The following is a 14634-nucleotide window of genomic DNA, read 5'->3' as shown; positions in this document are numbered from 1 at the left end:
GGGTGGACCGAGCCTGCCAACCCGGCATGTCGGTCTCGGTTCACCCGCATTTCGCCCCGGTTACACCGACGTGAGCTGCACTTTCGCTTCGACGCCGAGGGCCGGGACGGCCGCGGCCACCGGCCGGCGAAGGTATACCGTCCAGGTGAGCGCGCAGCACAGGGCGTAGAAGCCGAGGAAGGTGACGAAGGCCGCCGTGCCGGACCCGGAGCTGAGGAAGGCCTCCCGGAAGACGAGGTTGATGCCGAGTCCGCCGAGCGCGCCGACCGCTCCGATGAGGCCCATGGAGGCCCCGGAGAGCCGCCGCCCGTAGGCCGCGGCGGCCTCGCCGCTCATCCCGCGGGCCAGTGCCTTCGCCTGGAAGATGCCCGGGATCATCTTGTACGTCGACCCGTTGCCGAGCCCGCTGAGGACGAAGAGCGCCACGAACCCGACGAGGAAGACCGGCAGCGAGGACCGGCCGGAGGCGAAGACGACCACGCCGGTCGCCACCGCCATCGCCACGAACGTCCCCAGGGTGATCCGCGCCCCGCCGAACCGGTCCGCCAGTGCCCCGCCCACCGGCCGGATCAGCGATCCGAGCAGCGGTCCGACGAAGGTCAGCGAGGCGGCCTGCAGCGGGGTGCGGCCGAACTGGGTCTGGAGCACGAGGCCGAAGGCGAAGCTGTATCCGATGAAGGAGCCGAACGTCCCGATGTAGAGGAAGGACATGATCCAGGTGTGCGCGTCCCGCAGGGCCTCGCGCACGGCGCCGGTGTCGTTGCGCACGGGCGCCAGGTTGTCCATCCGTACGGCCGCGAGGACCGCCGCGAGGACGATCAGCGGGATGTAGGCGCCGAGCAGCAGCCGCGGGTGGGTGGCCCCGGCGGTGGCGATGACCAGCAGGCCGGCCAGCTGGACCACGGGGACGCCGATGTTGCCGCCGCCGGCGTTCAGGCCGAGCGCCCAGCCCTTCTTGCGCAGCGGGAAGAAGGCGTTGATGTTGGTCATGGAGGAGGCGAAGTTGCCGCCGCCCACCCCGGTGAGGGCCGCGACGAGCAGGAAGGTCCCGTACGAGGTCCCGGGCTCCATCACCACCAGTGCGGCCACCGTCGGCGCGAGCAGCATCAGTGCGCTGAAGACGGTCCAGTTCCGGCCGCCGAAGCGGGCGACGGCGAAGGTGTACGGCACCCGCGCCAGGGCGCCGACGAAGGTGGCGGTCGCGATGAGGAAGAACTTCCCGGCCGGGTCGATCCCGTAGGCGGGGCCCATGAAGAGCACCATCACGGACCAGAGCGACCAGATGGAGAACCCGATGTGCTCGGAGAGCACGGAGTAGAGGAGGTTGCGGCGGGCGGTCCGCTCCCCGGTCTCCTTCCAGAAGGTCTCGTCCTCGGGATCCCACCGCTCGATCCAGCGGCCTCCCCTGCGCGGTGCGGTCGTACCGGTCATCACACGCCTCCACAGCTGTCGCGTCCGTGGTGACGACCGTAGGAAGGGCGCGTTTCGGCCTCGGTCCCCGCCGGATGACCGCCGGGAAACCTTGCTCTCACCCGCCGCCGGGTCCGTGTGTGAGCCGGGCCGGGAGGCGGCTCCCGGGCGGCTCCCGCAGCCACCCCCGCTCGGCGGCCAGTCCGGCGGCCGCGGCGCGCAGGGCGTCCAGTCCGGGGTGCGCGAAGCCCGCCCGCCACACCATGGACAGCGGCGACAGGGGCACCGGGTCGGTCAGCGGCCGTTTCACGCAGCCGGGCATGTCGAGGAAGTCGACGGTGGCCAGGACCGGGTTGCCGGTCTTGACCATCACCCGGCGGAACTCCTCCTTGCCCACCGCCACCGGCGCGGGCGGCGCCAGCAGGATCCCGCGCCCGGCGAACAGCTCGCGCGCCAGCCCGGTCCACTCCAGCGTCCGCGGGTTCCCGGCGCCCGCGTACACGGTCTCGCCGGCGAGCGCGTCCAGCGGTACGGTCTCCCGCGCGGCCAGCGGGTGCCCCTCGGGCAGCAGCACGGCGAGCGGCTCGTACCGTACGGGCGTCTGGGCGAGCGGGGCCCGCAGCGCCGGGTCCAGACCGTCGGCGTACCCGAAGGAGACGTCGAGCCGGCCGGCGGCGATCTCGGCGGCGGCGTGGGTGAGGCCGCTCTCGAAGCGGGCCATCAGCTCGCAGTCGGGGGCGAGTTCGCGGGCGCGTTCCAGCACGGTCCGCGGGGTGCTCGGCCCGTCGGTGTTGAGGTCGACGAGGAGCGGGCGGGGCGCGGTGAAGGCGGCGGCGAGTTCCTCGTGCGCGGCGAGCACGCGCCGGGCCAGCGGCAGCAGGCGCTGCCCGTCGGCGGTCAGCTCCACCTGCCGTGTGGTCCGCAGGAACAGCGTGGCGCCCAAGGTCTGTTCGAGCCGCCGGACGTCGCGGCTGAGTGCCTGCTGGGCGACGTAGAGGCGGGCGGCGGCGCGGGTGAAGTGCAGGTCCTCGGCAGCCGCGACGAAGCCGCGCAGCAGCCGGGGGTCGACATCGCGGGGAATCACCCCCGGAGACTAACAACGGAGGGCGGTGAATGGGCTCCGAACAGGTGTTGGACCGGGACGGGCGCCGGGCCCGAGGCTGTTCCCATGCCCGCCACGACCACGACCACCGCCCGCACCGCCGCCGCCCGCACCACCTCCTTCGGCACCGCCACGACGGCCGCGCGCACCCCGCTCATCACCGTCACCGGCAGCACCCTCGTCATCGCCGGACCGCCCGCCGGCGCCGCCGCCTCCCGGCGGGCCCGCGCCCCCCAGGGCCCCTACCGCCGCCTGTTCGCCCGGCCCGGCAGCCGCGGGTTCACCGCCGGGAACCTCCTCGCCCGGCTCCCCATGGGCATGTTCGGGGTCAGCGCGGTCATGATGATCGCCGGCCAGCGCGGCTCGTACGCCCTCGCCGGGGCGGTCACGGCGACCGGCCTGGCCGCCACCGCGCTGGTCGCGCCCTGGACCGCCCGGCTGGTCGACCGCCACGGGCAGGCCCGGATCGCCGTACCGGCCACCCTGATCGCGGTCCTCGGCTCGCTCTCCCTGATCGCGTGCGTCCGTAGCGGGGCCCCCACCTGGACCCTCTTCGCCTCGTACGCCGCGACCGCCACCACCCCCAACATCGGCGGCATGTCCCGCGCCCGCTGGACGCACCTCCTGCGCGACTCGCCCGCCGCGCACCACACGGCGATGTCCTTCGAACAGGCCGCCGACGAGCTGTGCTACATGCTCGGACCGGTCCTGGCGGCCTTCCTGTGCGGCGCCGTCTTCCCCGAGGCGGGCACCCTGGCCGGCGCGGCCCTGCTGCTGACCGGCATGCTCGTCTTCACCTCCTGCCGCGCCACCCAGCCCCCGGTGTCGGCCGCGCCCCGGCACGGCTCACCGCTGCGCGCCCTCGGCCCGTTGCTGCCGCTGTTCCTCGTCACCGGCGTGGTCTTCGGCTCCATGGAGGTCACCTCGATCGCCCACCTCGACGCCCGGGGCCTCGGCGCCTCCTCCGGTCTGGTCCTGGCCCTCCAGGCCGCGGGATCCTGCGCGGCCGGCCTGCTCTACGGCACCCTGCGCCCCCGGTCGCTGAAGGCCTGCGTCGGCGCTCTGGCCGTCGTGATGACCCTCCCCTGGGCCGCGGCGGGCACCGGCTCCCTGCCCGCGCTCGGCTGCGCCCTCCTCCTGGCCGGCATGGCCACCGCCCCGACGATGGTCACCGCGATGTCCCGGGTGCACGCCCTGACCCCCGAGGGACGCCTCAACGAGGGCATGACGCTCGCGGTCACCGCGATCCTCGCGGGCATCGCGGCCGGCTCGGCCATCGCCGGCCTCGTCGTGGAGCACGCGGGCCCGACGACGGCCTACGCGGTGCCCGCCGCGGCCGCGGCGGTCGCGCTGGCGACCTTGGCGCCGGGGCGATTCGTACGGCGGGCGAGTGATCGTTCCCGCGGGGTACGCGCGGTCGCCTCTCATGATCCGCAATAACGGGAGGTGCCTTTCCCAGCGCCCTTCTCCTTTGCGGAGGAAACACCCCTACGTCGCCCCTACGTCGCCCTCGGCTGCCGGAGGGCTGGTGCTCCCGCCGTGTTCCCCCATGACGAAGGCCCCCCGTCCTCGCGAAGTCTTCGCGAGGACGGGGGGCCTTTGCCCACATGGGATGAGTGGAGATGGCGGGAATCGAACCCGCGTCCAACGGTGCAGAAGCAGGGCTTCTCCGAGCGCAGTCCGCTGCGCTTTTCTCAGCCCCGGAGATCACACGGACAAGTCTCCGACGGGCTCAGTCACTGTTTGGTTTCCCTCCAACCCCCGTGACCGGGGCTAGAGGTTTAGATCCCTAATTGACGCCAGGATCCGGACCGGGACCACTTCCGGGCTGACGCTCCTCACAGAGGCTTCAGCTCGCTGTTATTAGGCAGCGAGGGTGAAGCGGGAGTTATCGCTCTTGGAGTTGGCGATTATTGTTTGCGACATGTGGTTAGCGAGATCATTGCCGCTTCCTCGGCTCGCTTCCCCTGCATCGACATCCGCTGTCGAAACCGATCATCCCCATGTTTGCCACTCTTGAATTGTCACTGCTCAAACCGCGCCCACCGCGAGCGGCGGGTGCTGACGCCATGGTACGCGAAGTGCACCACCACGTGCCAGCAGGTTAAACGGTGCCCCGCTGCTTGCGGCGGATCGCCGAGATCGTGCGCTGGGTCTCGCGGGTGTCCTGCTTCTCCCGCATGGTCTGCCGCTTGTCGTACTCCTTCTTGCCCTTCGCCAGCGCGATCTCGACCTTCGCGCGGCCGTCCTTGAAGTACAGGGAGAGGGGCACGATCGTGTGACCCGTCTCCTCCGACTTGCGCGCCAGCTTGTCGATCTCCTCCCGGTGCATGAGGAGCTTGCGCTTGCGCCGGGCGCTGTGGTTGGTCCAGGTGCCCTGGCTGTACTCCGGCACATGCACGTTGTAGAGCCACGCCTCGCGGCTCTCCACCGACACGAAGCCGTCCACCAGCGAGGCCCGGCCCTGGCGCATGGACTTGACCTCGGTCCCCGTGAGCACGAGTCCGCACTCGTAGGTGTCGAGGATCGTGTAGTCGTGCCGCGCCTTCTTGTTCTGGGCGATCAGCTTGCGCCCTTTTTCCTTAGCCATAGTGCGGTCATTTTCGCACTACGGACCCACCCCGAGGCCACCCAATACCGTGACGGCCCGTTCTTCGGCCCGCTCGCCCGCCGGCACGTCCGGGGTGATGCCGTCGCCGTCCAGGCTGCGGCCCGCCGGTGTGCGGTACGTGCCCACCGTCAGCTCGGCCACCGAGCCGTCCGGGAGCTCGGTCGGCATCTGTACCGCGCCCTTGCCGAAGGTCCGGCTGCCGACCGCCACCGCGCGGCCCCGGTCCTGGAGGGCGCCCGTCACCAGCTCGGCCGCGCTCATCGTGCCGCCGTCGACGAGGGCCACCAGCGGGCGGGTGGTGTCGCCGCCCGGGGCTGCGTACAGGACCCGCTGGTCGCCCCGTACGTCGTACGTCGCCACGAGCCCGCCGTCGAGGAAGGCGGAGGCGGCCGTGACCGCCTCGGTGACCAGCCCGCCCGGGTTGCCGCGCAGGTCGAGCATGACCCCGGCGCCGGCCGGGGCCGCGCGGACGGCGGCCTTGACGCGCTCGCCGGTGCCGCGGGTGAAGGAGGCGACCTTGATGACGGTGACGCCGTCCGGGCGCTGGCGCACGGTGACCGGCTCGGTGCGCAGCTGCTCGCGGCGGACGGTCTCGGTGAGGTCGGCGCCGTCCCGGCTGAGGTTCAGCACGACGGGGGTGCCGGCCGTGCCGCGCAGCAGGGAGACCACGTCGGCCACGGCCAGGCCGGTCACGGCGTGGCCGTCGACGCTCAGCAGCCGGTCCCCGGCGCGCAGTCCGGCCCGGGCGGCGGGGCTGCCGGGCTGGACCTTGTCGACCTTGATCACGCCGTCGTGGGCGCGTTCGGCCCAGACCCCGACGCCGGTCCAGTGGCCGTCGAGGCCCTCGGCGAAGGCGGCGTACTCGCCCTGGTCGTAGACGGTGCCCCAGCGGTCGCCGCTGCGGCTGACCACGTCCTGGGCGGCCTTCTTGCCGGACTTCCCCTCGGCGACGGCCTCGGCGGCGGCGCGCGCCACCGCGTCCCGGTCGGCGGTGCCCGCCGTGCGGGGTGCGCCGGGGGCGGGGAGGTCCGCACGGAACTCGGCGGCCGCGGCGCCGTCCTGCTGCTCCCAGCATCCGGTTAAGGCACCGGTGGCGACGGCGGCGAGGAAGGCCAACGTCAAAACGGCCCCGCGACGCAGGTCGCGGGGCCGGAGACAGAAGGCGGGCAGAGCCGGCATGGCGCCGAGTCTAGGACAAGCCCCGCTCCGGTACGGAGGGTTGGCCGGACCGCTCGCGGGGCGCTTGTCACACCTTCAGGTACTTGCGCAGGGCGATGAAGGCGGCCATGGAGGGCATCAGGAGGCCGATGAAGAGGACGTACGGGAGCTTGGCCAGCACCGATCCCCAGCCCATGAAGTCGATCAGCTGGATCTTGTCGCGCAGGCCGACACCGTGGTCGATCACGAAGTACTGGCCGGAGACCAGCATGGCGCAGGCGAAGAGCGCGCCGATGAGCCCGGCGAAGGCGGCCTCCATGATGAAGGGCACCTGGATGTAGAAGCTGGACGCGCCCACCAGCCGCATGATCCCCGTCTCCCGCCTGCGGCTGAACGCCGAGACGCGCACGGTGTTGACGATCAGCAGCAGCGCCACGATCAGCATGATCAGCATGATGCCGAGGGCGGCGTAGTTGAGGTAGTTGAGGATCCGGAAGAGGTCGTCGATCGCCTGCCGCTGGTCGTCGACGGTGTGGATGCCGTCACGGCCCGCGAAGGCGGAGGTGACCACCTTGTACTTCTCCGGGTTCTTGAGCTTGACCCGGAAGGACTCCTGCATCTGGTCGGGCGTGATGGAGGAGGCCAGGGCGGTGTGGCCGTACTGCTCCTGGTAGTGCTTGTACGCCTCGTCCGCGGACTCGTAGGCCACGGACTTGACCAGGGACATCTGCTTGAGCTCGGACTCGATCTGCTTCTTCTGCTCGTCGGTCACGGCGCCCTTGCGGCAGGTGGCGACGCCGCCGGCGCCGCCTCCCGAGCCGTCCGGCTTGGCGGCGGCCTCACTGGCCTCCTGGGCGTCCTGCTTGTTGCAGAGGTAGATCGAGACGTTGGCCTTGTCGTACCAGAAGCCCTTCATCCTGCTGACCTGCTCGCTCATGAGCAGGGAGCCGCCGAACAGGGCCAGGGACAGGGCCACGGAGATGATGACCGCGAAGGTCATGGTGAGATTGCGACGGAGACCGACGCCGATCTCCGACATGACGAACTGGGCGCGCATGACTCTCAAGGGCCTTTCAGTGCTGGTAGCCGTAGACGCCGCGCGACTGGTCGCGTACGAGTCGGCCCTGTTCGAGTTCGATGACGCGCTTGCGCATCTGGTCCACGATCTGCTGGTCGTGCGTGGCCATGATCACGGTGGTGCCGGTCCGGTTGATCCGGTCCAGCAGCTTCATGATGCCCACGGAGGTCTGCGGGTCGAGGTTGCCGGTGGGCTCGTCCGCGATCAGCAGGGCGGGGCGGTTGACGAAGGCGCGGGCGATGGCCACGCGCTGCTGCTCACCGCCGGAGAGCTCGCCGGGCATGCGCTCCTCCTTGCCGCCCAGGCCGACCAGTTCGAGGACCTGGGGGACGGCCTTGCGGATCTCGCCCCTGGGCTTGCCGATGACCTCCTGGGCGAAGGCCACGTTCTCGGCCACCGTCTTGTTGGGCAGCAGGCGGAAGTCCTGGAAGACGGTCCCCAACTGGCGCCGCATCTGCGGGACCTTCCAGTTGGAGAGCTTGGCGAGGTCCTTGCCCAGGACGTGCACCTGGCCGTGGCTCGCCCGCTCCTCGCGCAGGATCAGCCGCAGGAAGGTGGACTTGCCGGAGCCGGAGGAGCCGACCAGGAAGACGAACTCGCCCTTGGCGATGTCGAGGGAGACTTCTCTCAGTGCAGGACGGCTCTGCTTCGGGTAGGACTTGGAGACACTGTCGAATCGGATCACGGGTGCACCACGGTCGCCGGGAGTAGGTGTGCGTGACCATACGCGAACGGGCGCGAGGTGTGGACCCGGCATCCGGACTTGCCCGTTTTATCCCGGGGTGCAAACCGCTGCGGACCGTGATTGCCCGGACGGGCCGCGCCGAATGTCGGCGAAGCTGGCACAGTGGTAGGGGGAACGGTCTGGTTCCCCACGCCGTTATAGGCAGCAGACACGACCGAGGGGACGAGAGGAGGAGCGCATGACATATGACCGGCTCGTGTGCGCGAACTGCGCCGCACCCGTCAGCCAGGGCCGCTGCCCGGTGTGCCGGGCGAACCGGGAGCGCCTCCAGCAGGAGGGCCCCTTCTCCGGCCTCAATCCCGTGGCTCTCATCGTGCTCATGGTGGTCCTCGTGGCAGCTCTGGTTCTGGTGGCCCAGCAGACCGCCTGACCGCGGTGCCCGCGGCCTGCGCGCCGCGTACCGATCAACACGCACGAGGGCCCGGACATCGTCGATGTCCGGGCCCTCGTCCTGTGTGTCGGGTCACGCGTTACGCGGTCTGCTCCTGCTGCTTGCGCCAGCGGATCCCGGCCTCCAGGAAGCCGTCGATCTCGCCGTCGAGCACCGCCTGCGGGTTGCCGACCTCGAACTCCGTCCGCAGGTCCTTGACCATCTGGTACGGGTGCAGGACGTAGGAACGCATCTGGTTGCCCCAGGAGCTTCCGCCGTCCTTGAGGGCGTCCATCTTGTCCTTCTCCTCCTGGCGGCGCCGCTCGAGCAGCTTGGCCTGGAGGACGTTCATGGCGCTGGCCTTGTTCTGGATCTGCGAGCGCTCGTTCTGGCAGGACACCACGATGCCGGTCGGGATGTGCGTGATGCGCACGGCCGAGTCGGTGGTGTTGACGCCCTGGCCGCCGGGGCCGGAGGCGCGGTACACGTCGACGCGCAGCTCGGCCTCGTCGATCTCGACGTGGTCGCTGGTCTCGACGACCGGCAGCACCTCGACGCCCGCGAAGGAGGTCTGGCGGCGGCCCTGGTTGTCGAAGGGCGAGATCCGGACGAGGCGGTGGGTGCCCTGCTCGACGGAGAGGGTGCCGTAGGCGTACGGGGCCTTGACGACGAAGGTGGTCGACTTGATGCCGGCCTCTTCCGCGTACGAGGTCTCGTAGATCTCGGTGGAGTAGCCGTGCCGCTCGGCCCAGCGCAGGTACATGCGCTGGAGGCGCTCGGCGAAGTCGGAGGCGTCGACGCCTCCGGCCTCGGCACGGATGTTGACCAGGGCCTCGCGCTCGGCGTACTCGCCGGAGAGCAGGGTCCGGACCTCCATCTCGTCCAGCGCCTTGCGCACGGAGACCAGCTCCGCCTCGGCCTCGGCGAGGGTGTCCGCGTCGTCCATCTCCTGGGCGAGGTCGAAGAGCACCCCGAGGTCGTCGATGCGCCCCCGCAGCGTCTCGGTCTTGCGGACCTCCGCCTGGAGGTGCGAAAGCTTGCTCGTGATCTTCTGGGCGGCCTCCGGGTCGTCCCACAGGGACGGCGCGGCGGCCTGCTCCTCGAGCACGGCGATATCTGCCCTCAGCTTGTCGAGGTCCAGGACGGCCTCGATCGACCCCATGGTCGAGGAGAGGGACTTCAGCTCTTCGGAAACATCGACGACTGCCACGGGTCCAGCGTAGCCGGTCCCCGGACAACGCCGTCCGGGCAGGCCGGATCACCCGTTCTGATGATGACTCGTACGGGCGTACGCTCACGGTATGACCGTTCTCCTCGTCAAGCGCCGCCATGTGGACCACATGCGTGTCACGACGACGAGCTGTCTGCCGCCGGACCGTACCCAAGCCTGATCCACCCCGATCCGACTTGGTCCTGTACGCGGCTCACGCGGTCCCGGCACCACCCCTGTCGGCGACCCACCTCCACCCGCGGCCCCCGCCACCTCTGGGGAACAGGACCCCGTGACATCCGAAACGGAGCCGTCATGCCGTCCGCGCACACTCTCCCCGTCCTGGACCTCTCCCAGGCCGACGACCCGGCCCAGCGGGCCGACTTCCTGAAGCAGCTGCACGCAGCGGCCAGGGACACCGGTTTCCTGCACCTGACCGGGCACGGCGTCACCGCCGCCGAGAGCGCCCGCATCCTCGAGCTGACCAGGGAGTTCTTCGCCCTCCCGGAGGCCGACCGGCTCGCCGTGAGCAATCTGAACTCCCCGCACTTCCGCGGCTACACCCGGATCGGCCACGAGCTGACCGGCGGGGCCTCCGACTGGCGCGACCAGCTGGACGTGGGCGCGGAGCGCGCGGCGCCGGTGGTGGGCCCGGACGACCCGGCGTACCTGTGGCTGGAGGGTCCGAACCAGTGGCCCGCCGCGCTCCCGGAGCTGCGCACGGTGGTCCTGGACTGGCAGTCCCGCCTCGCGGCGGTGGCCCACCGGCTGCTCCGGGAGCTCCTGACCTCGATCGGCGCCCCGGACGACTTCTTCGACGCCGCCTTCGCGGACCGGCCGCACCTGCACACGAAGCTGATCCGCTACCCCGGGTCCGCCCCGTCCGGCGCGGACCAGGGGGTCGGCGCGCACAAGGACTACGGCTTCCTGACCCTGCTCCTCCAGGACTCCGTCGGGGGCCTCCAGGTGGTGCGCGACGGCGGGTACCTGGACGTCCCGCCGCTCCCGGGGGCCTTCGTGGTCAACCTGGGCGAGCTGCTGGAGATCGCGACGGAGGGGTACCTGACGGCGACGGACCACCGGGTGGTGAGCCCGCCGGGGGCGGTGGAGCGGTACTCGGTGCCGTTCTTCTACAACCCGCGGCTGGACGCGGTGATCGAGACCGTCCCGGGCGAGTACCTGCGCTCCGCGCCCGGTGTCGCGCACGACGAGTCGAACCCGCTGCACGCCGAGTACGGGCGCAACGAGCTGAAGGGCTGGGTGCGGGCCCACCCCGCCGTGGCGCGGCGCTGGCACCCGGAGCTGGTCACGGCGTAACCAAGGCTCCGCCCCGCCGCCCCACGGGCTCGACCCAGACCTGGGGCTCCGAGCCCCGGCGACCGGCACTGTCAGCCGCGGCGCGGGGGCCCCGCCCCCGGGCCCCCGCTCCTCAAACGCCGGAGAGGCTGGAATGGCGCGGGCCGGCCCGGCCCTGGGCCTTGAGCGCCGGCGATCGGCGGGTGGGCCCGGCGGGCGGCCCGCAGGGCTACGGCTTGCGGGGGACCGACTGCTTGCTGTCCTGGGGAGGCGGGGCGTCGTCGCCCGAGAAGGCCAGCCAGCCGCCCAGCCCCACCGCCGCGGCCAGCGCGACGGCCGACACGGACAGCACCAGCCGCCGCTTGCGGGCCGCCTCCGCCCGGTGCCGGGCGGAGCCCGGCCGGTGGCCGCCGGCCGGGCGCGGGACCCGCGCCGTGCCCAGCGCCCCGCCCGCCAGCTCGTCCGGCCCCGGCACCCGCATCGAGGTGTGGGTGTCGCGGTTGGAGTCGGTCGCGGAACCCGGGACGAGCGGGACCACGCCCCGGCGGCGGACCGGGTCCGCGGCCGGCTCGTCCGACGAGGGCTCGGGGTCCGGGTCCGCGTCGTCCGGCTCGTCCACGTCCAGGGGCGGCATCCCGGCCAGCATCGGGAGCAGGTCCCGCAGCCGGACCGACAGCTCCGACGCCCGCAGCCGCGAGGCCGGGGCCTTGGCCAGGCACTGCACGATCAGCTGCCACAGCTCGTCGGGGATGCCCGGCAGGGGGACGACCGTCTCCGTCACGTGCCGCCGCAGCACCGCGCCCGGGTGGCCCCCGCCGAAGGGGGTGAAGCCGGCGAGGAGCTCGTACAGGACGGTGGCCAGGGCGTATATGTCCACGGCCGCCCGTGGGGGCAGGCCCTCCACGATCTCCGGCGCCAGGTAGTCGGGCGTGCCGATGATGCGGGTGGTGGGGGCCGAGGCCCGGCCCGCGGAGGCCCGCCGCGGGGTGTCGATCAGCTTGGCCACGCCGAAGTCGGTCAGCAGCGCCGGGTGCGAGCCTCCCGGGCCGAGCGGGCCCTGCATGTCCAACAGCACGTTCTCGGGCTTGACGTCGCGGTGGACGACCCCGGCCGCGTGCGCGGCGGCCAGCGCGTCGGCGACGTCCGCGACGATCGCCACGGCCGCCTCGGGGGCGAGCCGCCGTTCCCGGTCGAGCCGCGTGCGCAGGTCCGTACCGCGGACGAGGTCCATGACGAGGGCGAGGTCGTTGCCGTCCACGACGAGGTCACGGACGGAGACCACGTGCGGATGGTCCAGGCCGAGCAGCGCGCTGCGCTCCTGGACGAAGCGTCCGACCAGCTCCTGGTCGGACGCGAGGTCCTCGCGCAGCAGTTTGACGGCGACGGGCCCGTCAGGACCCTCGCCCAGCCACACCGTGCCCGCGCTGCCGCGTCCCAGGATCTGGTGCGCGGTGTACCGGCTGCCGATCTTCCGTGCCACGACTGCTCCCTCAGCGGCTGGCGTACGCACCAAAGCTACGCGGCCGGGTGGGCGTTGGAGGCCAGCAGGGGCCCGGATTCGCGGCGACCTTCACTTCTGCGGGCGAAATCACCCCTCAGAAGTCGACAAATCCACGAAGTCGGCTCGACGGGCCCCGTCTCAGGGCTTCGTGGAGCCGGAGGACGCGGAGCCCGCGGAGTCGCCGACGGTGCTCACCCAGTCGACGATGTCGCTGCCCCAGGTCCACAGCTGGTCCCACCAGCCCCGGCCGGTGCCGACCCACTCCTGGAGCGGGGTGAGCTCCCAGACCAGCCAGCCGGCCACGAAGAACAGCAGGATCACGACGAGGCAGCCCTTGAGGCAGCCGAGGCCGGGGATCCGCACCGGGTTGGCGCTGCGGCGGCGCGGCTCGCGCGGCTCCCGGGCCGGCCGCTGGGGCGACGGAGGCTGCGGGGCCTGCGGCTGCTGCGGCTGGCGGTACTGGGGTTGCTGAGGCTGCTGGTACGGCTGGGGCTGATGCTGCTGCGGCTGGTAGTGCTGCGGCGGCGGCTGGGGCGCGTACTGCTGAGGGGGCTGCTGCGGCTGGCGGTACTGCTGCTGCTGAGGCTGCTGCTGGTACTGCTGCTGGGGCGACGGGCCCTGCCGGTACGGCTGCTGCGGCTGGGGCCGGTGCTGCGGCGGCGGGGGCGCCTGCCGCTGCGGGCGGCGCCGCAGGGGGTCGTCGTCCGGGTCGAGGTACTGGACCTGCGTCTGCTCGTTGCGGTCACGGGCGGCCCGCATCTGCGACTGCCACGGGTGCGGCTGGTCCGGCTGCTGCACGGGGGGCATGACCGAGGTCGGGTCGGCCCCGGGGGCCCCCGTGCTCGGCAGCACCGAGGTGGCGTCGGCCGCGCCGACCGGCGGCATGACGCTGGTCATGGCGTTCGGGTCGTACGCCCCGAGGGGCGAGCCGGCGCCGGAGGGCAGCACCTGGGTCGGGTCGGCGGCGCCCGGCGTCTCGGGGACCGGCGCCGGAGAGGGGTCGGGCGCGAGCAGCGCGCCCACGCCGAGCGCCGCCTCCACCTCGACGGCCGAGGAGTGCACGCCGATGCCGGCGGCGACCACGCGCAGGCCGCGGGCCAGGTTCACCGCACTGGGGCGCTCGCTCGGCTCCTTGCGCAGGCAGCGCTCGACGACCGTCCACAGCGGCTCGGGCACGGTCGAGGGGCGCTGGGGCTCCTCGCTGAGGTGCCGGTGGAGCACTTCGAGGGCGGAGCCGCCGCCGAACGGCGGGCGGCCGGTGAGCAGTTCGTAGAGGAGGATGCCGGCGCCGTAGATGTCGACGGCGGAGGTCTGCGGGCGGCCCTCGGCGGATTCGGGCGCGACGTAGGCGGGGGTGCCGACGAACTCGTGGGTGCGGGTCAGGCCCGGGGAGTCCGCGAGGCGGGCGATGCCGAAGTCGGTGAGCATCGGCGTCATCCGGCCGCCGCGCTCGTCGAGCAGGACGTTGGCGGGCTTCAGGTCGCGGTGGACCACGCCGTCGGCGTGGCTGGCGGCGAGCGCGTCCGCGATCTGGGCGGTCAGCAGGCTCGCGGCGACGGGCGTGAAGGGGCCGTTCTCGCGGAGGTACTTGTGCAGGTCCGGACCGTCGATCAGGTCCATGACCAGGGCGAGCAGATCGCCCTCGACGACGAGGTCGCGGGTGCGCACGATGTTGGGGTGGGTCAGGCGCAGCAGGACCGAGCGCTCGCGCAGGAAGCGCATGACGATGTCGGGGTCCTGGGCCAGCTCCTCCTTGAGGACCTTGATGGCCACGGTCTCGCCGGGCTGTCCGGCGACGGCCGCCTCCGCGCCGGCGGCCTCCCTCTGGCGGGCACGCCAGACCGTGCCCGTGGCGCCGCGCCCGAGCGGCTCCTCGAGCAGGTATTTACTGCCGACTGGCCGCACGTCTCGCGCTCCCCTGCTGTCGTCTGTTCGTCGTCGATCGGTGGTCGGGTGGTGGTCGATCCGCCCAGTGGTTTTCCGGCCCACTCTAGGGGGTGTCCCCCGGGAAGACGCCGGTCGCCGGAGGTTGGTTGCCGCACATATGTACGGAGGGTGATGTTTGCGGGGTATGCCCGTGGCGTTTTTCCGCGCCTTTCCCCCGCTCCCCGTCCGTATCCCGTCGAGGTCCGGGTCGAGCCGTGACCGATCAA

12 protein-coding genes and 1 other RNA gene are annotated in these 14634 nt (G+C 72.1%); 3 read left to right on the top strand and 10 right to left on the bottom strand.

What is annotated here, in order from left to right:
- Positions 1-60: 60 nt before the first annotated feature.
- Positions 61-1431, bottom strand: coding sequence for a nitrate/nitrite transporter (locus ACFYP3_RS10350; RefSeq protein WP_388829784.1), 1371 nt, complete (start codon positions 1429-1431; stop codon positions 61-63).
- Between the two features lie 97 nt (positions 1432-1528).
- A complete protein-coding gene (locus ACFYP3_RS10345; protein WP_388829781.1) occupies positions 1529-2494 on the bottom strand; it encodes a LysR family transcriptional regulator in 966 nt (321 codons plus the stop codon).
- A 174-nt stretch (positions 2495-2668) separates the two neighbouring features.
- Between ACFYP3_RS10345 and ACFYP3_RS10340 the strand changes: the two genes are divergently transcribed.
- The gene (locus ACFYP3_RS10340; RefSeq protein WP_388830227.1) at positions 2669-3952 is read left to right on the top strand and encodes an MFS transporter; all 1284 of its coding nucleotides are present in this window, start codon (positions 2669-2671) and stop codon (positions 3950-3952) included.
- A 174-nt stretch (positions 3953-4126) separates the two neighbouring features.
- Here ACFYP3_RS10340 and ssrA read toward each other — a convergent pair.
- The 5 genes from ssrA to ftsE form a co-directional block, all read right to left on the bottom strand.
- Positions 4127-4515, bottom strand: a transfer-messenger RNA (tmRNA) gene (ssrA, locus tag ACFYP3_RS10335).
- 101 nt (positions 4516-4616) lie between these two features.
- Positions 4617-5102, bottom strand: a complete 486-nt coding sequence (gene smpB, locus ACFYP3_RS10330; RefSeq protein ID WP_030719966.1) for an SsrA-binding protein SmpB — start codon at positions 5100-5102, stop codon at positions 4617-4619.
- Positions 5103-5120: 18 nt separating this feature from the next.
- The gene (locus ACFYP3_RS10325; protein WP_388829778.1) at positions 5121-6302 is read right to left on the bottom strand and encodes a S41 family peptidase; all 1182 of its coding nucleotides are present in this window, start codon (positions 6300-6302) and stop codon (positions 5121-5123) included.
- A gap of 67 nt (positions 6303-6369) precedes the next feature.
- Entirely contained in the window at positions 6370-7338 is a 969-nt protein-coding gene (ftsX, locus tag ACFYP3_RS10320; protein ID WP_030719960.1) for a permease-like cell division protein FtsX, read from the bottom strand.
- Between the two features lie 16 nt (positions 7339-7354).
- A complete protein-coding gene (gene ftsE, locus ACFYP3_RS10315) occupies positions 7355-8044 on the bottom strand; it encodes a cell division ATP-binding protein FtsE (protein WP_030011324.1) in 690 nt (229 codons plus the stop codon).
- Positions 8045-8282: 238 nt separating this feature from the next.
- On the opposite strand from ftsE, the gene ACFYP3_RS10310 reads away from it, so the two are divergent.
- On the top strand, positions 8283-8474 hold the full coding sequence (locus tag ACFYP3_RS10310) for a hypothetical protein (RefSeq protein WP_030662818.1): 192 nt from the start codon (positions 8283-8285) through the stop codon (positions 8472-8474).
- Between the two features lie 100 nt (positions 8475-8574).
- Here ACFYP3_RS10310 and prfB read toward each other — a convergent pair whose 3' ends face one another.
- Positions 8575-9684 carry a peptide chain release factor 2 gene (gene prfB / locus ACFYP3_RS10305; RefSeq protein WP_376618746.1) on the bottom strand — a complete coding sequence of 370 codons (1110 nt, stop codon included), beginning with the start codon at positions 9682-9684 and terminating at the stop codon, positions 8575-8577.
- A 315-nt stretch (positions 9685-9999) separates the two neighbouring features.
- Here prfB and ACFYP3_RS10300 point away from each other — a divergent pair, with 315 nt between their 5' ends.
- Positions 10000-11001 (top strand): isopenicillin N synthase family dioxygenase, encoded by a 1002-nt coding sequence (locus tag ACFYP3_RS10300; RefSeq protein ID WP_388829773.1) that lies wholly within the window; start codon positions 10000-10002, stop codon positions 10999-11001.
- 208 nt (positions 11002-11209) lie between these two features.
- On the opposite strand, the gene ACFYP3_RS10295 is transcribed toward ACFYP3_RS10300, so the two are convergent.
- Positions 11210-12460 carry a serine/threonine-protein kinase gene (locus ACFYP3_RS10295; protein ID WP_388829770.1) on the bottom strand — a complete coding sequence of 417 codons (1251 nt, stop codon included), beginning with the start codon at positions 12458-12460 and terminating at the stop codon, positions 11210-11212.
- Between the two features lie 159 nt (positions 12461-12619).
- Positions 12620-14386: a protein kinase gene (locus ACFYP3_RS10290; protein WP_388829767.1), complete on the bottom strand. Its 1767-nt coding sequence runs from the start codon at positions 14384-14386 to the stop codon at positions 12620-12622.
- Positions 14387-14634 lie beyond the last annotated feature (248 nt).

This window comes from Streptomyces sp. NPDC005533, assembly GCF_042871845.1.
Lineage (GTDB): Bacteria > Actinomycetota > Actinomycetes > Streptomycetales > Streptomycetaceae > Streptomyces.
Note: the sequence above shows the minus strand (reverse complement) of the source record. Positions and strands in the feature narration are given on the sequence as shown.

Excerpts from the sequence above, each read along its gene's own strand:
- ACFYP3_RS10350 (WP_388829784.1), bottom strand. The coding sequence starts at position 1,431 with ATGACCGGTACGACCGCACCGCGCAGGGGAGGCCGCTGGATCGAGCGG.
- smpB (WP_030719966.1), bottom strand. The coding sequence starts at position 5,102 with ATGGCTAAGGAAAAAGGGCGCAAGCTGATCGCCCAGAACAAGAAGGCG.
- ACFYP3_RS10325 (WP_388829778.1), bottom strand. The coding sequence starts at position 6,302 with ATGCCGGCTCTGCCCGCCTTCTGTCTCCGGCCCCGCGACCTGCGTCGC.
- ftsX (WP_030719960.1), bottom strand. The coding sequence starts at position 7,338 with ATGCGCGCCCAGTTCGTCATGTCGGAGATCGGCGTCGGTCTCCGTCGC.
- ACFYP3_RS10310 (WP_030662818.1), top strand. The coding sequence starts at position 8,283 with ATGACATATGACCGGCTCGTGTGCGCGAACTGCGCCGCACCCGTCAGC.
- ACFYP3_RS10300 (WP_388829773.1), top strand. The coding sequence starts at position 10,000 with ATGCCGTCCGCGCACACTCTCCCCGTCCTGGACCTCTCCCAGGCCGAC.